20 protein-coding genes are annotated in these 24,720 nt (G+C 43.4%); 10 read left to right on the forward strand and 10 right to left on the reverse strand.

Features of this window, described 5'->3' with window-relative positions; translation table 11 throughout:
- Window positions 1-73 precede the first annotated feature (73 nt).
- Window positions 74-970 carry a DUF72 domain-containing protein gene (locus G5B00_RS14665; protein WP_163877015.1) on the reverse strand — a complete coding sequence of 299 codons (897 nt, stop codon included), beginning with the start codon at window positions 968-970 and terminating at the stop codon, window positions 74-76.
- 57 nt (window positions 971-1,027) lie between these two features.
- Window positions 1,028-2,659, reverse strand: a complete 1,632-nt coding sequence (locus G5B00_RS14670; RefSeq protein ID WP_163877019.1) for an ABC-F family ATP-binding cassette domain-containing protein — start codon at window positions 2,657-2,659, stop codon at window positions 1,028-1,030.
- Between the two features lie 104 nt (window positions 2,660-2,763).
- On the opposite strand from G5B00_RS14670, the gene G5B00_RS14675 reads away from it, so the two are divergent.
- Entirely contained in the window at window positions 2,764-4,074 is a 1,311-nt protein-coding gene (locus G5B00_RS14675) for a D-alanyl-D-alanine carboxypeptidase (protein ID WP_163877022.1), read from the forward strand.
- A 38-nt stretch (window positions 4,075-4,112) separates the two neighbouring features.
- Here G5B00_RS14675 and gap read toward each other — a convergent pair whose 3' ends face one another.
- The 3 genes from gap to pfkA are packed head-to-tail and all read right to left on the reverse strand — an operon-like array spanning window position 4,113 to window position 6,951.
- Window positions 4,113-5,111: a type I glyceraldehyde-3-phosphate dehydrogenase gene (gene gap, locus G5B00_RS14680; protein WP_163877024.1), complete on the reverse strand. Its 999-nt coding sequence runs from the start codon at window positions 5,109-5,111 to the stop codon at window positions 4,113-4,115.
- A gap of 4 nt (window positions 5,112-5,115) precedes the next feature.
- Window positions 5,116-5,964, reverse strand: coding sequence for a hypothetical protein (locus tag G5B00_RS14685; protein ID WP_163877026.1), 849 nt, complete (start codon window positions 5,962-5,964; stop codon window positions 5,116-5,118).
- Between the two features lie 3 nt (window positions 5,965-5,967).
- On the reverse strand, window positions 5,968-6,951 hold the full coding sequence (pfkA, locus tag G5B00_RS14690) for a 6-phosphofructokinase (protein ID WP_163877144.1): 984 nt from the start codon (window positions 6,949-6,951) through the stop codon (window positions 5,968-5,970).
- A gap of 168 nt (window positions 6,952-7,119) precedes the next feature.
- Here pfkA and G5B00_RS14695 point away from each other — a divergent pair, with 168 nt between their 5' ends.
- Window positions 7,120-7,749, forward strand: a complete 630-nt coding sequence (locus G5B00_RS14695) for an NUDIX hydrolase (protein ID WP_317168852.1) — start codon at window positions 7,120-7,122, stop codon at window positions 7,747-7,749.
- 48 nt (window positions 7,750-7,797) lie between these two features.
- On the opposite strand, the gene G5B00_RS14700 is transcribed toward G5B00_RS14695, so the two are convergent.
- Window positions 7,798-8,073: a hypothetical protein gene (locus tag G5B00_RS14700; protein WP_163877032.1), complete on the reverse strand. Its 276-nt coding sequence runs from the start codon at window positions 8,071-8,073 to the stop codon at window positions 7,798-7,800.
- 473 nt (window positions 8,074-8,546) lie between these two features.
- Here G5B00_RS14700 and ispE point away from each other — a divergent pair, with 473 nt between their 5' ends.
- Window positions 8,547-9,353, forward strand: a complete 807-nt coding sequence (gene ispE, locus G5B00_RS14705; RefSeq protein WP_163877034.1) for a 4-(cytidine 5'-diphospho)-2-C-methyl-D-erythritol kinase — start codon at window positions 8,547-8,549, stop codon at window positions 9,351-9,353.
- A 215-nt stretch (window positions 9,354-9,568) separates the two neighbouring features.
- On the opposite strand, the gene G5B00_RS14710 is transcribed toward ispE, so the two are convergent.
- Window positions 9,569-10,630, reverse strand: coding sequence for a PA0069 family radical SAM protein (locus tag G5B00_RS14710; RefSeq protein ID WP_163877036.1), 1,062 nt, complete (start codon window positions 10,628-10,630; stop codon window positions 9,569-9,571).
- Window positions 10,631-10,899: 269 nt separating this feature from the next.
- A complete protein-coding gene (locus tag G5B00_RS14715; protein WP_163877039.1) occupies window positions 10,900-11,580 on the reverse strand; it encodes a M15 family metallopeptidase in 681 nt (226 codons plus the stop codon).
- Window positions 11,581-11,703: 123 nt separating this feature from the next.
- Between G5B00_RS14715 and G5B00_RS14720 the strand changes: the two genes are divergently transcribed.
- The 4 genes from G5B00_RS14720 to G5B00_RS14735 all read left to right on the forward strand — a co-directional run bounded on the left by G5B00_RS14720 (window position 11,704) and on the right by G5B00_RS14735 (window position 16,955).
- Complete coding sequence (locus tag G5B00_RS14720) at window positions 11,704-13,974, forward strand: ATP-dependent helicase (RefSeq protein WP_163877042.1); 2,271 nt, start codon at window positions 11,704-11,706, stop codon at window positions 13,972-13,974.
- Between the two features lie 119 nt (window positions 13,975-14,093).
- Window positions 14,094-14,801, forward strand: coding sequence for a DUF4290 domain-containing protein (locus G5B00_RS14725; protein ID WP_163877045.1), 708 nt, complete (start codon window positions 14,094-14,096; stop codon window positions 14,799-14,801).
- An 84-nt stretch (window positions 14,802-14,885) separates the two neighbouring features.
- Window positions 14,886-16,211: a UDP-N-acetylglucosamine 1-carboxyvinyltransferase gene (gene murA / locus G5B00_RS14730; RefSeq protein ID WP_163877048.1), complete on the forward strand. Its 1,326-nt coding sequence runs from the start codon at window positions 14,886-14,888 to the stop codon at window positions 16,209-16,211.
- 117 nt (window positions 16,212-16,328) lie between these two features.
- On the forward strand, window positions 16,329-16,955 hold the full coding sequence (locus G5B00_RS14735) for a YceI family protein (RefSeq protein ID WP_163877051.1): 627 nt from the start codon (window positions 16,329-16,331) through the stop codon (window positions 16,953-16,955).
- Between the two features lie 177 nt (window positions 16,956-17,132).
- On the opposite strand, the gene G5B00_RS14740 is transcribed toward G5B00_RS14735, so the two are convergent.
- Window positions 17,133-19,322, reverse strand: coding sequence for a glutamine synthetase III (locus G5B00_RS14740; RefSeq protein ID WP_163877054.1), 2,190 nt, complete (start codon window positions 19,320-19,322; stop codon window positions 17,133-17,135).
- Between the two features lie 460 nt (window positions 19,323-19,782).
- On the opposite strand from G5B00_RS14740, the gene mnmE reads away from it, so the two are divergent.
- Together mnmE and G5B00_RS14750 are read left to right on the forward strand one after the other, a co-directional pair.
- Complete coding sequence (mnmE, locus tag G5B00_RS14745; protein ID WP_163877057.1) at window positions 19,783-21,195, forward strand: tRNA uridine-5-carboxymethylaminomethyl(34) synthesis GTPase MnmE; 1,413 nt, start codon at window positions 19,783-19,785, stop codon at window positions 21,193-21,195.
- 52 nt (window positions 21,196-21,247) lie between these two features.
- Window positions 21,248-22,135, forward strand: a complete 888-nt coding sequence (locus tag G5B00_RS14750) for a macrolide 2'-phosphotransferase (protein ID WP_163877060.1) — start codon at window positions 21,248-21,250, stop codon at window positions 22,133-22,135.
- A gap of 424 nt (window positions 22,136-22,559) precedes the next feature.
- On the opposite strand, the gene G5B00_RS14755 is transcribed toward G5B00_RS14750, so the two are convergent.
- Window positions 22,560-22,946, reverse strand: coding sequence for an HU family DNA-binding protein (locus tag G5B00_RS14755; RefSeq protein ID WP_163877062.1), 387 nt, complete (start codon window positions 22,944-22,946; stop codon window positions 22,560-22,562).
- Between the two features lie 311 nt (window positions 22,947-23,257).
- Between G5B00_RS14755 and G5B00_RS18040 the strand changes: the two genes are divergently transcribed.
- Window positions 23,258-24,703 carry a UvrB domain 3-containing protein gene (locus G5B00_RS18040; protein WP_205966436.1) on the forward strand — a complete coding sequence of 482 codons (1,446 nt, stop codon included), beginning with the start codon at window positions 23,258-23,260 and terminating at the stop codon, window positions 24,701-24,703.
- The last annotated feature ends 17 nt before the right edge of the window (window positions 24,704-24,720 follow it).

Raw genomic sequence — 24,720 nt, forward strand, 5'->3', positions numbered from 1 at the left:
TTTTTGTGGGATTAGGAAGGGGGAACAGTTTTGGTAGAGACACAATGCATTGCGTCTCTACGGATATATCTTATTAAAACAATGTAGGTGCTTTTCCTGAATCGGGTTTCTGCGGAATGTGCAGATTGGTGCCGATAGCTTTGTTCAGCCGCTCGATAAAGTAAGCGGCGAGGAGAGGAGATTCGACTTCTACATTTTGATGGATGAAGAAATACAGTTGTTGCAATCCGGCTTCTTTCCACTCGATAATTGTATCTATCCAATCTTCGAGCCGTGTATAGTCCGAAGGGTGGTTTGCACCGACGTAGCGGATGAAGGCTGTGGGTGTCGTCAACCGCATGTGCATCATATCCCTACGTCCGGCGGTGTCTACGAGTACATTGGTTTTATCGGTGTCTTCTAGTAATTTATAGTACTTTTCAGCAATTTCGATATTGGAAAACCATTCTTCGTTGCGTACCTCTACGGCCAATGGATAACCTTTGGGGAAGGCTGTTAGGAAATTTTCCAGGCGATCAAAATTGTTCGGTTTGAAATTGTCGATCATTTGCAGAAAGGCCATACCCAACTGTTCGTCAAACAAGGAAGTGGCGTCCACGAATTCCTTGACCCGTTCCTCTGTATTCAGCAATCGGCTATAGTGGCTGATGGATTGTGGTATCTTGGGGAAAAACTTGAAATCTGCCGGTGTTTTCGATTTCCATGTTTCTACCTGTTGTTTGGAGGGCGAATTGTAGAATGTGGCATTCAGCTCAATGGCATTGAATTGTCGGGAATAGTAAGCCAATTCGTCCTTGGTACCTCTGGGATAGAAACCTTTGAGATCGGTTTTGTTCCATTTGGCGCAGCCCACATAGACTTCCATAGGTCTGTCGCTCTTGTGCTTGCGCAGCAGAGCTAGCGTTTCCGGTGCGGTCGGCGGTATGCTGAAATCAATCTGCGAAGGATCGTCTACTTTTCCGAATTTCATGGTATTCCGTATAATAAACCTATAAGGTTTTCAAGAACCTTATAGGTTTGAATTGTATTACTTTGTCCTGTACATCTCTTCACGTTGTGCCGTGACAACATCTGAATTGATATACTCGTCGTAGGTCATCAGCTTATCGATGATACCGTTTGGTGTCAATTCAATAATGCGATTGGCAACGGTTTCGGTCAACTCGTGGTCACGCGAGGTAAACAGGATAGAACCGCGGAAATCTTTCATGCCGTTGTTCAAAGCGGTGATGGATTCCAGATCCAAGTGGTTGGTCGGTTCGTCAAAAATCAAGAAGTTGGCTCCTTGCAACATCATTTTTGAAAACATACAACGCATCTTTTCTCCACCGGATAGTACAGATACTTTTTTCATGACTTCTTCACCCGAAAATAACATTTTTCCCAAAAATCCACGAATGAACTGCTCATCTGCTTCCGGTTTGGACGTGTAATTTCTCAACCAGTCCACGAGATTTTCGCTGTTGCCTTCGAAATAAGAAGAGTTGTCGATCGGCATATCGGTTGGCGTGATCGTGATTCCCCACTTGTAGTTGCCCGAATAATCTGTATCACGTCCTGTGATGATATCATAAAAAGCTGTGGTGACCAGGTTATTGGGTGCAAGTACAGCGATCTTATCCCCTTTGTTGATCATAAAGGTAATATCCTTGAAATAAACCTCGCCGTTTACCGTTTTGCCCAGACCTTCTACATGTAAAATCTGATCACCCGGTTCCCGATCCATCTGATTGAACATGATGGCTGGATATTTACGGTTGGATGGTTTGATTTCTTCAATGTTGATCTTGTCGAGGGCTTTCTTTCGAGATGTAGCCTGTTTGGACTTGGAAGCATTGGCCGAGAAGCGGCGGATAAATTCTTGCAACTCCTTGACCTTGTCCTCCATCTTTTTGTTCTGGTCGGTACGTTGTTTCAACGCCAGTTGGGATGACTCATACCAGAAAGTATAGTTTCCGGTGTATATGGTCATCTTACTGAAGTCTATGTCTACGATATGTGTACAGACCGAGTCCAAGAAATGACGGTCGTGGGAGACGACCAATACAATGGCTTCGTAGCTGGCCAGGAAATCTTCCAGCCAGGCAATCGTGTTTATATCCAAATCGTTGGTAGGCTCATCGAGAATAAGGATGTCGGGATTTCCGAAAAGAGCTTGTGCCAAGAGGACACGGACTTTCTCGTTACCGTCCAATTCTTGGACCAATTTGTAATGCAGTTCTTCCTGTATGCCCAGGTTGCTCAATAGGGTGGCGGCATTGCTCTCGGCATTCCATCCATCCATTTCAGCAAAAATACTTTCCAGTTCTCCTGCACGTTCACCATCTGCATCGGAAAAGTCTTCCTTCATATAGATGGCATCTTTTTCTTTCATGACCTTGTACAGATCTTGATTGCCCATCATGACGGTCTCAATGACCGAGAATTCATCAAATTCGTAGTGGTTTTGTTTCAGTACGGACATGCGTTCTCCTGGTGTGAAGGACACCGAACCTGTACTGGGGTCTATTTCTCCCGAAACAATTTTCAAAAATGTAGATTTGCCTGCACCGTTGGCTCCGATGATACCATAACAATTGCCGGGCGTAAATTTCAAATTGACGTCTTCGAACAGTACACGTTTACCGAAACGAAGAGATAGATTGGATACATTAATCATGGCGCAAAGATACGGTTTATTGTCGAGATGTGGAATGCCATGGTTTGTATTGATAAGGGCTGTCTGAGGTTGGGTTTATTTAATTATTTTCTTACTTTGGCCGGATGTTTCGTATCTTTTATATTGTTTTCTCGTCTTCGCTGCTTTTGTGGCCGGGGAGTTCCTTTGGACAGGAGTTTGAGGCTTTGGACAAGGAGCTTGTACAGTCTTCTATCCTCAACAAACATTATTATGGATTCAATCTCTATGATCTGGACAGTAACCGCATGGTCTATGGGCGGAATGCCGATAGATACTTTACTCCGGCATCGAATACAAAGGTCTTTACGTTGTTTACGGCGCTCAAGCATATTGGTGATTCCATTCCGGGAATCGAATATGTGGAAAGGGGAGACTCACTGATCTTTTGGGGAACAGGAGATCCGACATTCCTACACCCCAAGCTGGACAATCGCCGTGTGTATGATTTCTTGAAATATTCGGATAAAACACTCTACTATGTACCACAAGATAATGTGGATGGGAGCTACAGGAATGGTTGGGCGATAGAGGACTACAAGTATGATTATCAGACGGATATCGTTCCTTTTCCAATATATGGTAACCTGGTGTATTTTAGGAGTGATGAAGGTCGCATAAAGGCCATGCCAAGCTATTTCGAACATGCTCTTGCTATGCGGAAGTTTTCAACCCGGCATTTTGCGATCGACAGGCAGATAGGGAGCAATGTATTTGAGCTATCCAATGCCAATATACCCAAAAGTTATAGAACGCGTAAGCCTTTCCTTTGGTCAGATTCACTGTTTGTACAGTTGCTTTCGGACACGTTGGGTAGGGAAGTGGTCCTGTTGCCTTCCTATCTGCGACCCGATGATGTGAAGACCTTATATTCTGTTCCCAAAAATAGGGTCCTTCGGGAGATGATGTTGCCGAGTGATAATTTTTTGGCCGAACATCTGACGATGGTTGCTGCTCACCAACGATTTCATGCGTTTTTGACGGATTCGCTACGCTACGAAATGAATGAGCAGTATTATGCCCAATTTAATGATTCGATCCGTCTCTTTGACGGCAGTGGTCTATCTACTTACAATAAGGTCACCCCAAATAGTATGATCTCGCTATTGCTTACGCTGGAAAAGGAAATTGGGGATGAGTATCTATTGCGGATGTTCTTTCCGGCAGGAGGTGTGGATGGAACGCTCAAACGGACCTATACAGTAGATAAAAGTGGTCCTTATGTATGGGCAAAGACAGGTACACTAAGTTCAGTCTATTGCCAATCGGGATATCTGCTCACCAAGTCGGGACGGCGGTTTGCATTTTCTTTTCTGAACAATAATTTCGTGCTACCTGCTTCGGTGGTACGTCGTGAATTGGCACGTATCGTCACGTATATACATCAGAATTATTAATAAACAAAGAGTCCCGAATTTTCGGGACTCTTTGTTTATTAAATAAACTTGCCTACTGCTTGTGCAAGGTCAATGATTTTGTTGGAATAACCCCATTCGTTGTCATACCAAGAAACCACTTTGGCAAAGTTGTCATTCAATGAGATTCCGGCTTTGGCATCAAAGATAGAAGTGCGCGCGTCGCCTAAGAAATCTGTCGATACGACATCATCCTCTGTATAGCCCAATATACCTTTCAGCTCGCCTTCCGAAGCTTCTTTCATCGCGGCTTTGATGGTTTCGTACGAAGCACTTTTTTCCAAACGTACCGTCAGGTCTACTACAGATACGTCGGCTGTCGGTACACGGAAAGACATACCTGTCAATTTTCCTTTTAGTGCCGGCAATACCAATCCTACAGCTTTGGCTGCTCCTGTAGATGATGGAATGATATTTTGGTAAGCACCGCGTCCACCTCTCCAATCCTTTACGGAAGGGCCATCTACTGTTTTTTGTGTAGCTGTCACAGCGTGTACGGTAGTCATCAGTCCTTCGACGATACCAAATTTATCGTTCAATACTTTAGCTATAGGTGCTAGGCAGTTTGTCGTACATGAAGCGTTGGACACGATATGTTGGTCAGCTTTTAGTTCGTTGTGGTTGACACCGATGACAAAAGTAGGGGTGTCGTCTTTTGCCGGTGCAGACATGATGACTTTTTTTGCACCGGCTTCAATGTGTTTCTGTGCGGTTTCTTGTGTCAAGAAAAGGCCTGTTGATTCGATGATCACCTCAGCACCTACTTCATTCCACTTCAAGTTTGCAGGATCTTTTTCGGCTGTGACACGGATTGTTTTTCCATTGACGACGAGATTGCCGTCTTTTACTTCGACAGTACCGTCAAATTGACCATGTGTAGAGTCATATTTTAACATGTATGCCATATAATCCGGCTCTACCAAGTCGTTGATCCCGACAACTTCGATGTCCTGACGTTTTACTGCTGCTCTAAATGCTAGTCGGCCAATACGACCAAATCCATTAATTCCAATTTTCATTTTACTAATTTTTATTTATATAATATTTTATTAAGTTCTGTATGGGTTCTCGGATGATTGTCTCGATGTGCAGACCATTTTCGCTTCCGATCTCTCTCAAATAATCGGGAAAATTGTGGGCTACCGATCCGGTAAAGTTTATGGTTGAATCGGGGTATTGATCTGCCAAGGGGAGAAGGTACGTGTCTACAAACAGATTAAGCCCTCTCTTGACCAATGCTGCAATGTAAGGGTCGCTTTTGTTGTCGAAAATAAAATCGGCCAGAGAGGTCAAAAAGATATTGGGGTTAGGGCTATTGTACACACGTTCGAGAATGAGTTTTCTATCGATAGGGTGCTTTTCCAGTAGTTTTTCCTTGATGCCGGAGGGCATGGCGTCCGTGAGCAGATCTTTCAGCATCATTCGGGCCAGCCAATTGGTAGAACCCTCGTCGGCCAGGATATAGCCCAATCCGTAATTGTTGTCGACGATCTTTCTGCCTGTGTAATAGGCAGCATTGGATCCAGACCCTATAATACCTATTATGCCTTTCTCATCTCCAAAAGTAGAGAGTGCTGAGGCTACCAGATCGTGGGAAATCTTGACTCTGGCATTTTTGAAAAACGAAGAGAATACCTTGGCTATTTTTTCTTGTCTTTCTTTGGAAGAAGCTCCCGCACCGAAGAAAAAGATACGTTTGATCTTTTCGGCATTGTAGAGCAATTCCGTGTTTTTATTTAATAACTGATTGATGAAATTTTCATCCTGGATATACGAATTGATACCGGCAGTCCTGAAACCGTGCAGTACCCTTCCTTTTTCGGCCAACCGCCAGTCGGCGTATCGAGATCCTGTGAAAATAACTAAAATCATCTGTTACTTGTTCATTATATTGGCAATTTCCAATAATTCTTCATCCAATTTGAATTCCTTGTTGGAGAGCGCTTCTTCCAGTGGAGTAGTTATGATCTCCGTCCCACGGAGACCTACAGTAGAGCGGTTATTGCCTTTTAGCAATTCTTTGACAGCTTTGTAGCCCATTCTGGTCGCAAGTACCCGATCAAAGCTACTGGGGGCGCCTCCGCGCTGCAAATGTCCTAATATACTAACTTTTACGTCAAAATACTCAAATTTTTCTTTCACAGCCTTGGCGACGTTGTATGCACCCCCGTTTTTGTCGCCTTCGGCCACGATGACGATCATCGAGCTTTTCTGTCTCTCTCTGGCCAAAGAAAGTTCTTCGATCAGTCCTTCTATGCCCGAATCTATTTCGGGTAGCAAGATGGATTCGGCTCCACCTCCCACACCGGCATTCAGTGCGATACAACCTGAGTCTCGCCCCATGACCTCGACAAAAAATACCCGGCTGTGAGAAGAAGCTGTATCCCTGATCTTGTCGATGGCTTCGATGACTGTATTGTTGGCTGTATCATATCCCAATGTATAGTCCGATCCATACAGATCATTGTCGATCGTGCCAGGGATACACATGACGGGAACGTCAAACTCTGTGGAGAAAAGATCTGCTCCGGTAAAGGTTCCGTCGCCGCCTATAGCCACTAGGGCATCAATCCCTTGGCGGAGTATATTGTCGTAGGCCTGTTGTCGGCCTTCTTTGGTCCTAAACTCGGGACACCGTGCAGATTTCAATATGGTACCGCCCTTTTGAATGATAGAGCTGACGGATCTACGATTCATCTCAACAAAGTCAGCCTCTATCATGCCTTGGTACCCTCTATAGATACCTGTCACTTGTAAGCCTTCGTATACCGCTGTACGAACGACGGCCCGTATGGCCGCGTTCATTCCAGGAGCGTCTCCTCCTGAAGTAAAAACACCTATTTTCCTTATACTTTTCAAGATTCGTTCAAATTGTGGAATACGAATATAGTGTGTATTTTTTACACTATTAAATTTTTTGATCATTTTTTTTGCTTCTTTTACTAATTTTGCCCATTATTGCTTAGTTTTTACAGAAATAATAACTTTAATACCAAGGTTTTGCTATCGTATTTTACCATTGACTGTGTGATTTTCACCTTTCACGAAGGTCATCTTAAAGTGTTACTTACCGAAAGGAACGAATATCCTTACAAGGATTGGTGGGCGTTGCCAGGTTTTTTTGTGGAGAAGGGCGAAGAAATGGAAGATGCGGTGAAACGTATCACTTACGAAATGACCGGATTGAAAGATATTTATCTGGAGCAATTGGCGGCATTTGCAGGGGTAAAGCGACATCCTGAAGGACGTATCCTCACGGTAGCTTACATGGCATTTGTACGGTATGATGAGGTGAAAAACAAGGTCAAACCCGTGACCAATTATATGAGACAGGCCAAATGGTTTGCAACAAGTGATTTGCCCGAACTGGCTTTTGATCATAATGAGATCCTTCGGCTGGCACTGAAAAAACTGAAAAAAAATCTTTCTTATACATTGACGCCATTTGAACTGCTCTCCGAAAAATTTACATTGACGCAGTTGCAGCAGGTGTACGAGGCTATCTTGGGCGAGCCTTTGGATAAACGGAATTTTAGGAAAAAAATAATCAACTTGGGATATCTGAAGGAACTGGACGAATGCCAGACAGGTGTGTCCTATCGTGCTGCACGTCTTTATAAAGTGGATCGGAAAAAATTTCTAAAGCTGTTTCCGTAATGTTATTTTATTGCTGTTAGGAAAAATGCCCGTATAATCTATACAGTTCTATCTTTTGGCGACCGCACCACCTCTCCGTCTTCTTGGCCAGACGGGCCAGATACTTGGAGGCACCAAAGTATCCAAGGTGCTGGCCCATTTCAAGGCATCTTGTCGCACATCCACAAGCTCAATAGCCCCGCAACTGCTGCCCTTGGTCCGAACATCCCCATAGCTCATCCCACGACGTCGGACTGAACAGAGCCAGGGGCATCCCACCACACAGCCTCCCGTTGCAGGGCTATTCCTGCCGATGCTGGTGAAATGGGCGAGCGCTGTCCACAACGGTTAGCTTTACCTGCACATCAATACGTTATCTGCAAGCCAGAGTAAGAAGCACTATCCTCCACCGACCTTGATTCATTTGGACAGCAAGCCCGTGGAGATCCTGTCTTGACGGCCTTACACTTTGCAGTATGCAAGTTCATACACAGTCCAGCGCGAGGGGATCGTGGGTTAGAGACCTTGTATGACGCTTCGGGAATGGAGCGTGGCGGCTGGAACAAATTAATCACAGTCTTGTCTTTTGCTTACTTTGGGACAAACCAACCTGAGCGAAGCGAAAGCATGTGTGCCTATGAAAAAAAACACGAACACATAACTAAGTCGCCCTGCGCCGGCGATAGAGGCGCATAAAAATGCATAATTTAATCCCCCGTTTATCATCAACTACTTCTCAAAAAAAGCCCCATTTTCTTCCAAAAATCAAAACACCTCAGCCTATTGACAGGTATATGGAATAATTATTACCTTGTAGCATGCTTACATTTGCCAACGCCAAGATCAATTTAGGCCTTTTGGTCACAGAAAAACGTCAGGACGGGTATCATAACATCGAAACCATATTTTACCCTGTAAAACTGTACGATGTGATAGAAGTTAATGTATCGAAAGAATTTCGTTTTCGGACGCAGGGGCTGGACATTCCGTCGGATGGTCAAAATTTGTGTGAGAAGGCATATCGTCTTTTGCAGCAAGACTTTGACCTAAAGCCTGTCACGATCGATCTGCTGAAAAATATTCCTATAGGAGCCGGCTTGGGGGGAGGATCTTCGGATGGTGCGCATGTATTGAAACTGCTGAACGGGATGAACGAATTGGGGCTTTCGAATACGGAGTTGAAAGCATACGCTACACAGCTGGGAGCAGATTGTCCCTTTTTTATTGATAACCAACCCATGTTTGCTTCGGGTATAGGTACTACGTTTGAATCCGTACATGTCGACTTGTCGGCCTATTATATAGTTCTTATCAAACCCGATATCCATATCTCGACGGCAGAAGCTTACCAGTACATCACTCCCCAGACACCAACCGCGGATCTGCGGAGGGCTATCCGGCTACCAATACAGGAATGGAAATATCATCTGGTCAATGATTTTGAGTTGGGTACCTTTGAAAAGTATCCCTTGGTGGAAAAGATCAAACATACGCTTTATAAAAAAGGAGCATTGTATGCGGCGATGTCCGGATCGGGGTCAGCAGTATTTGGTATTTTCGAGGAGGAGATCAATCTGGATGATATGGACGTATTGGGTAAGGTGTATTATCCCGTAGAGGTGTAAGTAACTGGAAAGCTTCAAAAAAAATCCTGAAGCGGGGAGCCTCAGGATTTTTTAACCAAACCAATTATTAACCTAAATATGAATTACTGAAAAAGTAACAAATACGATGCCAATATAGGCTGTTCTGGATTTTTAACATTTTTTTAACGCTTCTTATTTAGACACACGAGCGGACTTGTGTGCCAGTTTTGGCTTAACAGATATTTTCTCCTATTTCAAAACAAAGATAGCTGTATAGACTTATTTCTGTTTCGGTCTGGTTTTCCATATTCAAATGGGATGAGATTCAACTTGTTTTTTTTGCAATGCAACTTGAAATTGTCCCGGATGATTTCAGCTATTTTACCATCGCCTCGCATACGTTCGCCAAAAGTGGAGTTGTTGACCTTTCCGTGGTGGCAGTTTTGGATGCTGTGCCATATTTTTTGTGCTCTATCCGGATAGGAAGCATGAAGCCAATCTTCGAAAACCGCCCCGATTTGTCCATTTAAGCGTACAATGATGTAGTGTGCCCAGATTGCACCATGTTGTTTTGCCGCTTTGAGGACTACCGGAATCTCATGGTCTGTCAGTCCGGGGACGATAGGTGCCATGTTGATTCCTACGGGGATGCCGTGAGCGCTTAGCTCGGCGACGACTTTTAATCGCTGTTGGGCGGTAGCCGTACGGGGTTCCAACTTTAGCCTTGTTTTTTCATTCAATGTGGTCACGGACAGGAATACTTTGACTAGGTTGTCTTTAGCCAAGCCGCTCAAAATATCCATATCCCGTAGGATGAGGCTGTTTTTGGTGATGATGCTGATGGGTTGTTGGTAGTCCAATGCCGTTTGGAGGATCTGTCGGGTCAGTTGAAACTTTCGCTCTGCAGGTTGGTAGCAGTCGGTGTTGCCGGAAAGATGGATAGGGTCAAAGTGCCAGTTCTTTTTGGAAATAAACGCTTTAAATAACTGCACGGCATTGGTCTTGACAATGATCTTTTGTTCGAAATCCAAGCCGGCGCTCATGTCCCAGTACTCGTGCGAATTGCGCGCGTAGCAGTAAATACAGCCGTGTTCGCAACCTTGATAAGGATTGGCGGAGTAGCCCATACCTACATCGGGGCTATCTACTTTGTGTACCAGTGTTTTGGCCAATGAAGGTATGAAAATGGTTTTCTTGTTTTCTTCTTCCCACTCATCGATGCCTTCGACATGGTATTGGCCATACATGTCCTTTTTGAACTTGTTATGTGGGTTGTACTGTGCTCCACGGCCTTTGATGTGTTTCTTTTCTTCCATCGTAAAACAAAAATACTAATATTTTTAGTATTATTATTTATAATTTTAAGGTAATTATATATTTCTTTAACCAAACTTTGTCGTCATTTCGATGAGGAGGTACGACGAAGAGAAATCTATGGCCAGATAGTACATTAATCCAATTCATCCATAGATTTCTCCTCCTTCTTCGTCGAAATGACGGGCTGGTTGCTAAAGTATATAATCGCCAATTTTAATTTGATAAGAATAAAGGGGGCTATATTATTCCTCTAATTACCCTTAACAAATTACTCTACTGGAAAGTCGAAATAAGTGTCGGGAAAAGATTCGTCGATCAAAGTGTAGTGCCACCACTCTTTGTCATAAGGCTGGAAGCCATGTTTTTGCATAATAACCTTGAGGAACTTTCTGTTTTCCTGTTGCTTTTTTGAAATACCTTTGAAGACATGTCCGGATTTTTCTCCAAAAAAATCAAAGGTTCCACCCATATCCATTTCTACTCCTGAAGATAGATCGATGATGGTCAGGTCTATCGTACTTCCCCGGCTATGTCCGGAGCGGGAGGCTATATACCCTTCTTTGAACAAAAGACGTTTGTCTATGGCCGGGTAGAAGACAGGTTTTGCGATCGTATCGTTGATTTGTAATGCCCAGCGTTTGAAGTGATTGACCGCTGTCTGCGGACGATAGCCGTCAAAAACCTTCAGCCCTAATCCCGATCCGTTGAGCTCTTGCTGTACCTTTTGCAGTGCCTCTGTAGCTTTTTCGGTCAATATGAGCTTGGGTTCATGATAGCCATCTACGGGTGCACCCACAAAATTGTGGTGCCCACAATATCGTAGGTCGACTAAGATATTGTCTATTTTGTCTGTGACATAAACAAAACCTTCCGGTAGTTTGGAAGTTCGTGGCTGTCCGAGTATCTTTGTAAAGACAAGACAGGCGAGGAGGATCTGTATAGGTCTCATACGCTTGAAAATTTAGGCTAAAGATATGTTTATAGCAAGGAGATAGCAAACATCCGTGCATTTCTAGAATGTATTTTGTATCTTTGCAGTCTATTTCTTAACGGATATAAAAAACACGACACTTTGGATTATTTAGCAGGATTAAACCCCTCACAGCGTGCAGCGGTAGAGCAGACCGAAGGTCCTGTCATGATAGTAGCCGGTGCAGGATCGGGTAAGACGAGAGTTATTACGTATCGGGTAGCCCACCTTATACGAAAAGGTGTGGATCCTTTCCATATCTTGGTGCTGACCTTTACGAACAAGGCTGCCAAGGAGATGCGGGAGCGTATCATGAAAGTGGTGGGAAGCGAGGCCAAAAATATCTGGATGGGCACTTTCCACTCCGTGTTTGCACGTATACTCCGGGTAGAGGCAGAATTGATTGGTTATCCGCGCAATTTCACAATATACGATACAGATGATAGCAAGAGTTTGCTTCGGTCTATCCTGAAGGAGATGAACCTCGATGACAAGCTCTATAATGTCAATCATGTGTTTGGACGTATATCTTCTGCAAAAAACAACTTGATCTCTCCGCAGGAATACAATAAAAATGAGGCTATTCTGGCAGAGGACAGAGAGAATGGTCGCAGTATGCTCGGACAGATCTATATGACCTATGCCCAACGTTGCTATCGTGCGGGTGCGATGGATTTTGACGATCTGTTGTTCAAGACTAATGTGCTGTTGAATAAATTTCCAGAGACCTTGTACAAATACCAGCATCAGTTCAAATATTTGATGGTGGATGAGTACCAGGATACCAATTTTTCGCAGTACCTGATCGTGAAGCGCTTGGCTGCGGTCAATGAGAATATCTGTGTGGTAGGTGACGATGCACAGAGTATCTATGCTTTCCGTGGTGCAAATATCCAGAATATATTGAACTTCCAAAAGGACTATCCCGATGTGAAGGTCTTTAAGCTGGAACAAAATTACCGCTCGACGAAAACCATCGTGAAGGCTGCCAACAGTATCATTGCCAACAATAAAAACCAGTTGGAAAAAAATGTATTTTCCGATAACGAAGATGGCGATAAGATCAAGGTAGCCCGTGCATTTTCGGACAACGAGGAAGGCAAGATTGTGGCAGAAAACATTGTGCAGGAAAAATCACTAAAAAGTTTACAATACAAGGATTTTGCTATTCTGTACCGTACGAATGCACAGTCCCGTGCGATGGAAGAGGCACTTCGTAAGTTGGGGGTGCCCTACAAGATATATGGAGGTACTTCTTTCTACCAACGCAAGGAAATCAAGGATCTGATTGCTTATTTCCGTCTGACCTATAACCCTAATGACGAAGAGGCACTCAAGAGAGTCATCAATTATCCGCGTCGCGGAATAGGGGACACGACGGTCGAAAAGATCATTGTAGCCGCAGATCAAAACCAGCTTCGCTTGTGGGATGTCGTATCCAATGCCCAGACGTTTTTGGACGGGAGAAGTGCGGCTGCTGTAGGCAATTTTGCCTTGATGATACAGAGTTTTCAAGCCGTAGGCCATAGCCACAATGCTTTCGATACGGCGATGCACATAGCTCAACATTCAGGTATTTTGAAGGACTTATACGAGGATAAGTCGGTAGAAGGATTGAGCCGCTACGAGAATATACAGGAGTTGCTCAATGGGATCAAGGAGTTTTCCGAACGAGAAGACATAGAGGAGCATGGATTGGATATCTTCTTGCAGGACGTAGCCCTATTGACCAACGATGATAATGACAAAAATCCCAATGCGGATACCGTGTCTTTAATGACTATACACTCGTCCAAGGGGTTGGAGTTTCCGCATGTGTATATTGTCGGTCTGGAAGAAAATCTTTTTCCTTCTCAACTTTCGCTGAACTCACGTTCGGAATTGGAAGAGGAGAGGAGGCTGTTTTATGTGGCGGTGACGCGTGCGGAGAAGAAGCTGCACCTGTCCTATGCGACTTCGCGATATAGGTGGGGCACGCTCAACAATTGTGAGCCCAGTCGTTTTTTGGATGAGCTGAACCCTTCATGTCTGGAGCTGGACTTCAAACCGAGGGTACCTATGGCAGAAGATAATATGGGATTCAGCTCAGAAAGGATAGCCTGGCAGCAGAAGGATACTTTTTCCAAACCCAAGCCTAAACTGGTCAAGACGACTTCCATTTTGCCGAAGGCCCATACACCTACTGCGGGATTTGCCCCTTCAGATACCAGTGGCTTGCAGGTGGGGATGGAAGTGGAGCACGAACGCTTCGGCTTTGGTAAGGTCGTAGAGCTGGAGGGCAACAAACCTGACATCAAGGCCACAATTCAGTTCAAAGAATTGGGACAGAAGCAATTGTTGCTTAAATTTGCCAAATTAAGAATCGTGCAGTAAATAAGGTGATGGTAGTGATGAAAGGTTATAATGGTTACGACTTCCATAACCTATTTAACGATCATAATTTTAAAATAAAATAGAAAATAAAACGTTTCAAAACGTAAAAACACAGTAATATGACTTTTGATTACAACAGTACCCGTCCTAAGCTTATTCTAGCGGAGTATGGAAGAAATGTGCAGAATATGGTAGATTATATCTGTACGGTACCTTCTAAGGAGGAGAGAAACCGATTGGCGCAGGTCGTGATCGACATGATGGGTGTCCTGAACCCACATTTGAGGGATGTTTCGGACTTCAAGCACAAGCTATGGGACCATCTTTATATCATTTCGGACTTTAAGATTGATGTAGATTCGCCGTATCCGATACCCAAGAAAGGTGAAATACATCATAAACCCGAACCTATCCCGTATCCACAGAACAGGATACGCTTCAAGCACTATGGACATATCGCCGAGAAAATGATCCAAAAGGCCGTGGCCCAAGCCGATGAGGAATCAAGGGCCAAGATGGCTTTGGCCATAGCGAATTTCATGAAGATGGCTTACCTGACATGGAATAAGGATTCGGTCAATGACCTGCAGATCATCCTTGATCTGGCTGATATGTCTGGAGGTATATTGCGTCTACCAGAAGATACAGTATTGACCAAGCTAGACTTTAAAACACCTCCTCCGGGTAGCCGTGTGAAGAACACACAAAATACACAGAGTAACCAGAAGAGTGCTACGAACAAGAAGCAAAACACCAACAATAATAAAAAGAAGCAGCATCAAAATAACGGTAAAAAAAGCTTTCAGCACAGTAATTACAAAAAATAAGGCTACAGCCGGGTAGGATTTGCATGCCTCAAACTGTTTTTGCAAGTTCCATTTTTTTAAGTTTTTTTTATCAAGAGACACACCATGAATGCATTCGAGATACAAGGCGGTAAGCGCTTGAAAGGGGAAATCATTCCCCAGGGAGCAAAAAATGAATCCTTACAGATCCTGTCTGCTGTACTGCTGACAGCCGAAAAGATGACCATCAGCAATATACCTGATATCAAGGATGTCAACAACTTGATCGACCTGTTACGTTCGTTGGGTGTGACTGTGACGAGGTTGAGCAAAGACACCTATGAATTCGAGGCGAAAAATATCAATATAGATTATTTTACTTCGGACGAGTTCAAGCAAAAAGGTGGGGGCTTGCGGGGATCCATCATGATTGTCGGGCCATTATTGGCACGCTTTGGCAAAGCTGCTATTCCCAAACCGGGAGGAGACAAGATCGGTCGCAGGCGCTTGGATACACATTTCCTGGGCTTTGAAAAGCTTGGTGCTAAGTTTGTCTATGATGCTGAAAAACATTTTTTCAATGTTGACGCACGAGCGTTGAAGGGAACGTATATTCTCTTGGACGAAGCTTCGGTCACGGGTACAGCCAATATCGTTATGGCTGCGGTATTGGCGGAAGGCACAACGACCTTGTACAACGCGGCTTGTGAACCTTATCTACAGCAACTGTGCAAGATGCTGAACCGTATGGGAGCAAAGATATCGGGCATAGGCTCGAATCTGTTGACCATCGAAGGGGTAAAGGAACTGGGAGGAACCACACACCGCATGTTGCCCGATATGATCGAGATCGGATCATTTATCGGATTGGCGGCTATGACCGGATCAGAAATTACGATCAAGGATGTTTGTTATAAGGAATTAGGTATTATTCCTTCGGTATTTGCCCGTTTGGGCATTAAAATGGAGTTAAGGGGGGATGATATTTTTATTCCTGCACAGGATTCGTACGAAATTGATACTTTTATCGATGGTTCTATACTGACTATTGCGGATGCGCCCTGGCCGGGTTTTACTCCGGACTTATTAAGTATTGTATTGGTTACGGCTATACAGGCCAAAGGAAATGTGCTGATCCACCAGAAAATGTTCGAAAGCCGTCTGTTCTTTGTTGACAAGCTGATCGATATGGGGGCACAGATCATCCTGTGTGATCCACACAGAGCAACCGTCATCGGCCTGAACAAACAAACGCAACTGAGAGGAATACAAATGTCTTCTCCGGATATCCGTGCAGGCGTTTCCTTGCTTATTGCAGCATTATCGGCACAGGGAAAGTCTACGATTCTGAATATTGAACAGATCGAGCGGGGATATCAGGATATCGAGGAGCGTTTGAAGGCATTGGGAGCAAACATCAAGCGAGTGGATGCACAACCATCGGGCCATTAGACAAGAATTGTCTGCTGAATGTTAATAAATAAAATGCACCTTTGACTAAAGCAATATTGTTTTATTTTTGTTACGAAATAGAAGTTTAAACACATATTTATTACTAAAAGATCGAAAATGAAAAAAGTTATTTTATTCTCTGCGGCAGCGGCTATGGTATTAGCTTCATGCGTGGGTAATCCGGAAGGAAAAAAAGCAGAAACTTCAGAGGCTGTTGAAGTAGCTGAAGTGCAAGGTTCAACTTACACGGTGGATGCGACACAGTCCCAATTGCAATGGACAGGAAACAAAGTGTCAGGTTCGCATTACGGAACTGTGAACATCAAATCGGGTTCGATTGCTGTAGAAAATGGTACTATCACGGGTGGAGATTTCGTGTTTGATATGACGACCATCGATTCCAAAGACCAAGAAGGCGAATGGAAAGAGAAATTGGATGGACATTTGAAAAGTGAAGATTTCTTTGATGTAGCTAAATTCCCTGAGGCTTCTTTTCATATCACTGAGGTCAAGGCAGGTGCTACTGCCAATGATGTAGTGGTATCGGGTAACTTGACGATCAAAGGAATTTCTAAAAACATCTCTTTTGACACAAAGGTAGAAGAGATCACCGATACGACAGTAAAAGCGTCTGCTGATTTCAATATTGCCAGAGAAGATTGGGGTGTCAATTATGAAGGTAAGCAAGATGACTTGATTTCGAAAGAAATTAATTTTAAAGTTACTTTGGTGGCTAATAAGTAAGCAATAATCATCGCTTTATTTAGTTAGATGATGGGCTGTCTCTTTGAGGCGGCCCTTTTTTATTGCTTACTATCCTTAGTGTTTAGCGTAGCGGACACTAAGGGTAGATAATGAGAGGGAAACAAAAAAGCTGCCCTTTTTAGGGGGCAGCTTGGCATATAAGTGATTGATTAGTTACTAGTGGATGAACAGCAATTCACGCAACTTTGGAAGTGGCCATTTGGCATCGTCGACGATTTTTTCCAGTTTGTTGACGTGGTAGCGGATCTCGTCAAAGTAAGGTTTGACGATTTCATCATAAGCAATAGCTTTCTCCCTTACATCTTCGATTGTATTGGCTTTCTTGCGTGCTTGGCGCATTTCTTCCGACTTCTCTAGGATGGTGTTGGCATGTTTGGAGATACGTTCTACCAGATTGATCTGTGAGGAATATGCCTCTTTGGACAGTCCGAGGTCTTTTAGGCCTTTGACATTTTCGATCAGTTCGTTTTGGTACGTAAAACAAGCCGGGGCAATCTGACTGTTGACGACTTCGCCTATCACACGAGCTTCTATTTGCAGTTTTTTGTAGAAATTTTCCAACAGGATCTCGTGGCGTGCTTCGGACTCGCGTTTTGAATAGATGCCCAGCTTTTCGAACAGATCCAGTGATTCTTCTGTCACATACACATCCAATGCTTTCGGTGTGGACTTGATGTTGGACAAACCTCTGGCTTCTGCTTCCTGTGCCCATTCCTCGCTGTATCCGTTGCCTTCGAAGCGGATGGCTTTCGAATCTTTGATGTATTTACGAATGACGTTCAATATAGCCAGGTCTTTCTTGGTGCCCTTTTTGATCTGTTTGTCTACTTCCGTCTTGAATTCGATCAATTGTGCCGCGACGATCGCGTTCAATATCGTCATCGGTAAAGCCGAGTTCGCGGAAGATCCCACAGCACGGAACTCAAATTTATTGCCCGTGAATGCAAAAGGAGAGGTGCGGTTACGGTCTGTGTTGTCCAATTTCAGTTCCGGAATCTTAGGGATACCATGCCATAGATTGGCTTCGGCTTTTACTTTTTTCGCTACACGTGCAGATTCAACTTCTTCGAGTAACTCGTCCAATTGAGAACCCAAGAAGATGGAAATGATCGCCGGAGGTGCCTCGTTGGCTCCAAGACGGTGGTCATTGCTATGGCTTGCGATAGAGGCACGAAGCAGGTCTGCATGTTCGTAAACTGCTTTGATCGTATTGACAAAGAATGTCAGGAACATCAGGTTGTTTTTCGGTGTTTTCCCTGGCGAAAGCAGGTTTACGCCTGTGTTGGCGATCAACGACCAGTTATTGTGCTTGCCCGATCCGTTGACACCACTGTATGGCTTTTCGTGCAACAATACCTTGAAATTGTGGCGGATAGCCACTTGTTCCATTAGGTTCATCAGCAATTGGTTGTGGTCGATGGCCAAATTGATTTCTTCGTACATCGGTGCACACTCAAATTGAGAAGGAGCGACCTCGTTGTGACGGGTTTTCAAAGGTATGCCTAGTTTTAAGGCTTCGTTTTCCAGATCTACCATAAAGGCTAATACACGCTCTGGAATCGCACCGAAATAATGGTCTTCCAACTGTTGTCCTTTGGCAGACATGTGTCCGAATAAGGTACGTCCGGTCAGTTGTAGATCCGGACGGGCATAGTATAGTGCCAGATCAACCAAGAAATATTCCTGCTCGATACCTAACGACGCATTTACTTTAGTGACTGATTTGTCAAAATATTGTGCGACATCGGTAGCAGCTTTGTCTACTGCATTGATTGCTTTCAACAATGGTGCTTTGTAGTCCAATGATTCACCTGTGTATGAAACGAATACTGTAGGGATACAAAGTGTCTTGCCGGCAGTAGTCTCGTAGATAAACGCCGGAGATGAAGGATCCCAAGCGGTATAACCTCTGGCTTCGAATGTGTTGCGGATACCCCCGTTAGGAAAGGACGATGCATCGGGTTCTTGTTGAACCAAAGCATCGGCCGTGAATTTTTCGATAGCTTCTCCATTATCATCCGGTTCGAAGAAAGCGTCATGTTTTTCGGCCGTAGATCCTGTCAAGGGTTGAAACCAATGGGTATAATGCGATACACCGTTGCTGATAGCCCATGTTTTCATGGCTTGGGAAATAAATTCTGCTACTTCACGTGTAATGGGTTCGCCTTCTTCAATGGCTTTGGTCAACTCTTTGTAGGTTGTCTTCGGGAGATAGTCCTTCATTTTGGCAATGGTAAATACGTTCTTGCCATAAATGTTTAACGCTCTTTTTGTCTCTACTTTTTCTTCTGCAGATACATGTCTTGCTGCGGCTGCATTTACTGATGCAAATCTGATGTTTGACATTTGGGTTATTTTGATAATGTTTGAGTTTTTTTTCTTATTTCGATTCAAAAATAAGTTATGTTTTTGAATTTTTGTAATTTTTTTTGAAAAAATCATATAAAAAATTGAATGTTTTTGTGTTTTTGATGAAAAATATTGATTTGTGTTGGTGATTTCGTTTTAAATTTAGGTTTTTATGGTGTTTTCATGGTGTGTTTTGTTTTGCAAGTATATTTGTTTTGTGTTTATTTCAGTTCTAAATGTGGTTTTTATAGATTGGTGAGTTAGAGATGTGTGTTTGGTAAGATGGTTTGTAATGGTGGGGTTGTTTTGTCAGGAAAAAGGGGAGGAATAAATCAATCATCCTTAATCCTTATAATAATGTTATGAACGTAGCCTTATTTCGCTTTTCCCGTTTTATCCCGATTCACTTCGTTTTTCGGGACTTCACTGTGTTCAGCTTTTTTTATACTTTTGTGGCATGTCTACATCAGCATTGCTTTCTCAAGATACCATTGTGGCTTTGGCTACTTCACCGGGTGCGAATGGCGCCATAGCAGTGATACGGTTGTCGGGTCCTCAAGCTATTTCCATTACGAATAGGGTATTTAAGGGAAAGGATTTGGCTCAACAGGTCTCACATACTATTCATTTTGGTACTATCCGGGATGGAGAAACTATTGTGGATGAAGTGTTGGTCTCTCTTTTTGTTGCCCCGTATTCGTATACGAAGGAAGATGTAGTCGAAATATCTACACACAATTCTAAATATATCATAGAACGCGTCATCCAGTTGCTGATCCGCGAGGGGGCACGTGCGGCCAATCCTGGAGAATTTACCTTACGGGCCTTTCTCAATGGTAGTATGGATTTGGCACAAGCCGAAGCGGTAGCTGACCTGATTGCTGCAGAGAATAGAGCCTCGCATGAAGTGGCCATGAACCAAATGCGTGGTGGGATAAGTAATAAATTGCAGGAAATGCGTGACAAGCTCATTAACTTCACTGCATTATTGGAATTGGAATTGGATTTTTCGGAGGAAGATGTAGAATTTGCAGATCGGGATCAGTTTCTACAATTGGTAGCAGAGCTAAGGACACATATTCGCCGCTTGATGGATTCTTTTGCATACGGCAATGCCATTAAGAACGGTGTACCCGTAGCTATCATTGGGAAGCCCAATGCCGGAAAATCTACTTTGCTCAATACTTTATTGGATGAAGAAAGGGCCATCGTAAGCGATATTGCAGGTACAACCCGTGATACGATTGAAGAGACACTCAATATCGACGGAATCACCTTTCGTTTTATCGATACAGCCGGGCTTCGTGACACGCAGGATACCATCGAAGCTATCGGAGTGATCAAAGCCAAAGAAAAAGTCAGACAAGCCAAAGTCTTGCTATACCTGTATGACGAATATGACAATACGGCGGATGAAGTGATCGATCAGGTCAAATCTTTGTATTTTGATGGTTTGAAAGTTGTACTTGTCCGTAACAAAATTGATCTTAAGGGAGGCTACTTTGAAAACGAAATGGATAAAGCTCTTAAATCTGCGTTATTTACGGCATATACGGATACGATAGTCGCCATCTCGGCCAAAGATCCGCAAAGTGTCCAGCCCTTGAAAAATATTCTGGTCGATGTGATCAAAGATACACAGTTAGCAGGTCAGCAGATCATTACCAATACACGTCATCTGGAAGCCTTGCAGCTGGCGTATGGTGCCCTTGAAGAAGTTGAATTGGGTATAACTTCCGGTATGTCTGGTGATTTGCTTGCCCATCAGGTGCGTACGGCTTTACGTCATATATCGAGTATCACAGGTGATATCGATATAGACAGGGATATTTTGGGTACTATTTTTGGAAAGTTTTGTATCGGGAAGTAGTTGGGAAAAATAGCTGAATTTTCTCGTCTTTGTGGTTTATTATTTATTTACGATGAAGAATAACGAAATAGTGGCCTTGGCGGCCCGTCATGGCCTACATATTACCGATGATATTCATTTCAACGAGATGGGTATAGATTTTAGTGTTGGTTTTGCGACGGATCTCAATGGCGACCAATGGGTGTTGCGTATCCCTCGGCGCCCCGATATGTCTGCGCAGATTCGGGGGGAGCAGAATATACTGCAATTGGCACAAGAATATCTTTCGGTAGCTGTTCCCGATTGGCAGATTGTGAGCGATGAATTTATTGCATATCCACTATTGCCTGATCCGCCGGCGTTGACATTCGATGCCCGGACCTATGCCGTGACCTGGAATATGGATATGCAAGATCCCAGATATGTGACTTCATTGGCCGACACATTGGTCGAACTGCATCGAATCTCTCTTGATGAATTGGCTAAGAAAGGTGTCAAATCTTCGACTATTGCTACAAGCCGTCAAGAGCTTTTGGAACAGATTCAGTTGGTCAAGCGAGAATTGGGAATGGCTCATTCATTGGAAAAGCGTTGGCTTCAATGGGTAGATAACGACTTGTTGTGGCCAGATTTTACGGTTTTTGTGCATGGCGATTTGTATGCGGGACACATATTGGTCAATACCGAAGCTACAGTGACTGGTATAATCGATTGGTCTGAAGGGCAGGGGAATGACCCTTCTATGGATTTTGCAGGACATATTGCTGCATTTGGCGAGGATAGTCTCCGAGAACTTATCACTGTATACGAGCGAAATGGAGGAAGGGTGTGGGATAAACTTTTTGAACAAGCGGTTGAAAGACATTCCGCCTCGGCTTTGCGTTATGCTGTGTTTGCCCTCACTACCCAAGAAGAAGTTCATTTACAGGCCGTGAAAGCACAGTTAGGGGTAGAGTTATAAGCAATAATTATGAAAAATCAACAACAGAAAGAAGACTATTCCTTTTGGACGAGATATAAAAGGTTCGCTAAAAACGAAATCTTGTTATACGTTATTATGATTGTTGGGATTGTGTTAGGTATTGTTTTGTTTTCGTGATTTACTTCTTGATTTTTTAGTTTTTTTAAAAGGAAAATTTTTCACGAAAATATTTTTTGGTATCTGTCCGATGAAAAAAGTAAGGTCTAGAAATGGCCGTGACAACTTTTTCGACTCAAGGTTTGTTTTGGGGAAACGGCGGTGGCCGTTTTGGAAAAACGAAGTTTCTTTTTGTAAAAACAAACCTTGTTTTTCTGGAATTGCCGTAGTCATTTTGAGGCGTTTGGGCACAAAAAAAAGCCGGCATCTTTGGATGCCGGCCTGTCTGTTTGTCCTAGCTTTGATCTTAGGACTCGTTTTTCTGGAAAGTTAAACTGCTTAGGGCGTTTTTAATACGCTTGCCGTTATGGAACAGTACACGTTTGCGGTGGATATTAGCCGCTGTCACTTCTTCTGCGGTGTCGCTGCCGAGACTGCCTGTTCCCAAACGGAACGAACCTAGACCGCCCAAACGGACAATATAGCCATGAGAGAGATTGCGCGGGATTTCGCGTACGAGACTGTAGAGTACTGCCATCACATCAGCCTCGTTGATAGACGAAGCGTGTGAGATGTCCGAGGCGAGATCTTCCAAAGTGATCTCACCACTGCTGATCGGACGGGCATAGAACTTTTTAGGGGCATTCGCATCCTGCGGATTGCCGATTCCTTGAACATTAAATTTAATAGACATGATACTAAAATTTAAAAGTTAAACCATAATGTTTGTTGGTATTGGATTGTTACACCTTGGTGAGCTCTTTCCATTGGTGTTTTCCTTTACCATTTTTGTTCCCTACTTGCCGGCAGGTATCCCTTCTCGCGAGATGTATGAACAAGACAAACGTAAAGACAGGGATCCGATAAAATGAAATTTTGAGACTATTTGAGACGATTTGGTACTATTTGACACAAATTGTCTCATTCCGTCTGCAAAAACGCCTGAACAACGTTCATCTTCGAGGAAACATGGACAGGACAAACATAAGGAGATGCTAAAATACCTTGATCTATTACTTCGCAAACAATAAAAACCAACATTTTCAATTCAATGCCGATGAACAGTTTTTGCCTGTGTATCAGTTGGCGGATGAGAACAATAGGAAAATTACACATCTGGATTTATTTGCCGAAAAGTTTTTGACCAAATGTACTTTGGGCGAAATGGTCAGCAAGTACATGGTACTGGTGGAAAGCGAACAGAAACTGCTCGTCATGCGTCCTTACCAGATATATGCAGTTAAGGCTATTGTAGAATGTATCAACCAGAATCGTGGTAACGGTTATATATGGCATACAACAGGAAGCGGAAAAACATTGACTTCCTTTAAGGCTTCTACATTGCTGAAAGAAAACCCGGATATTGACAAATGCCTGTTTGTCGTGGATAGAAAAGACCTCGACAGGCAAACCAGGGAAGAGTTCAATAAGTTTCAGGAAGGAAGCGTGGAGGAAAATACGAATACCGAAACATTGGTCAGAAGATTGTTGTCTACGGCTTATGCGGACAAGGTAATCGTGACCACTATTCAAAAATTGGGATTGGCATTGGACGATTCAAGCAAAAACAATTACAAAGAACGGTTGCAAGTACTTCAGGATAGCCGGATCGTATTTATCTTTGACGAATGCCATCGTTCGCAGTTCGGAGAAAACCACAAAGCGATAAAAGAGTTCTTCCCGAACGCACAATTGTTTGGTTTTACAGGAACCCCCATTTTTTCGGACAACTCCTCCTATACGATTCGGGAAGGAGAAGAGGCAAGCTATAAAACTACCGAATCTATTTTTGAGAAGCAATTGCATGCCTATACGATTACGCATGCTATTGAAGACAAAAATGTGTTGCGCTTTCATATAGACTATTACAAGGGCAAAGGAGATATAGATCCCAAGCCGGGGGAAGCCATTGCCCAACAGGCTGTAGTGGAAGCCATTTTGGAAAAACATGATTCGGCGACGAATCATCGAAAATTCAATACCATTCTGGCCACAGCTTCTATCAATAATGCGATAGAATACTATCGTTTGTTTAAAGAGACACAGAAATTAAGGAAAAAATCCGATAGGAACTATGTTCCGCTCAATATTGCCTGTGTATTCTCGCCTCCTGCTGAAGGAAATAAAGATATTCAGCAGATACAGGAGGATTTAATGCAGGAGAAAGAAGACAATAAGCAGAATCCGGAAGAAAAGAAGTGGGCGTTGATCGAGATTATCCGTGATTACAATAAGCAATACGGAACCAACCACAGCATCAGTGAGTTTGATGTATATTATCAGGATGTGCAGGCACGTATCAAAGACCAAAAATACAGTAACAAAGATTACCCGCACAATAATAAAATAGATATTACCATTGTCGTGGATATGCTGTTGACAGGTTTTGATTCCAAGTTTTTGAATACGCTGTATGTAGACAAAAACCTAAAATACCATGGATTGATCTAGGCATTTTCCCGTACCAA

This window comes from Parapedobacter sp. SGR-10, assembly GCF_011030405.1.
In the GTDB taxonomy this organism is placed as follows: domain Bacteria; phylum Bacteroidota; class Bacteroidia; order Sphingobacteriales; family Sphingobacteriaceae; genus Sphingobacterium.

Coding starts and splice junctions, on each gene's coding strand:
- G5B00_RS14665 (WP_163877015.1), bottom strand. CDS start 970: ATGAAATTCGGAAAAGTAGACGATCCTTCGCAGATTGATTTCAGCATA.
- G5B00_RS14670 (WP_163877019.1), bottom strand. CDS start 2,659: ATGATTAATGTATCCAATCTATCTCTTCGTTTCGGTAAACGTGTACTG.
- G5B00_RS14675 (WP_163877022.1), top strand. CDS start 2,764: ATGTTTCGTATCTTTTATATTGTTTTCTCGTCTTCGCTGCTTTTGTGG.
- G5B00_RS14740 (WP_163877054.1), bottom strand. CDS start 19,322: ATGTCAAACATCAGATTTGCATCAGTAAATGCAGCCGCAGCAAGACAT.
- G5B00_RS14725 (WP_163877045.1), top strand. CDS start 14,094: ATGACTTTTGATTACAACAGTACCCGTCCTAAGCTTATTCTAGCGGAG.
- G5B00_RS14735 (WP_163877051.1), top strand. CDS start 16,329: ATGAAAAAAGTTATTTTATTCTCTGCGGCAGCGGCTATGGTATTAGCT.
- gap (WP_163877024.1), bottom strand. CDS start 5,111: ATGAAAATTGGAATTAATGGATTTGGTCGTATTGGCCGACTAGCATTT.
- G5B00_RS14710 (WP_163877036.1), bottom strand. CDS start 10,630: ATGGAAGAAAAGAAACACATCAAAGGCCGTGGAGCACAGTACAACCCA.
- mnmE (WP_163877057.1), top strand. CDS start 19,783: ATGTCTACATCAGCATTGCTTTCTCAAGATACCATTGTGGCTTTGGCT.
- G5B00_RS14755 (WP_163877062.1), bottom strand. CDS start 22,946: ATGTCTATTAAATTTAATGTTCAAGGAATCGGCAATCCGCAGGATGCG.
- murA (WP_163877048.1), top strand. CDS start 14,886: ATGAATGCATTCGAGATACAAGGCGGTAAGCGCTTGAAAGGGGAAATC.
- G5B00_RS14685 (WP_163877026.1), bottom strand. CDS start 5,964: ATGATTTTAGTTATTTTCACAGGATCTCGATACGCCGACTGGCGGTTG.
- G5B00_RS14715 (WP_163877039.1), bottom strand. CDS start 11,580: ATGAGACCTATACAGATCCTCCTCGCCTGTCTTGTCTTTACAAAGATA.
- G5B00_RS14750 (WP_163877060.1), top strand. CDS start 21,248: ATGAAGAATAACGAAATAGTGGCCTTGGCGGCCCGTCATGGCCTACAT.
- ispE (WP_163877034.1), top strand. CDS start 8,547: ATGCTTACATTTGCCAACGCCAAGATCAATTTAGGCCTTTTGGTCACA.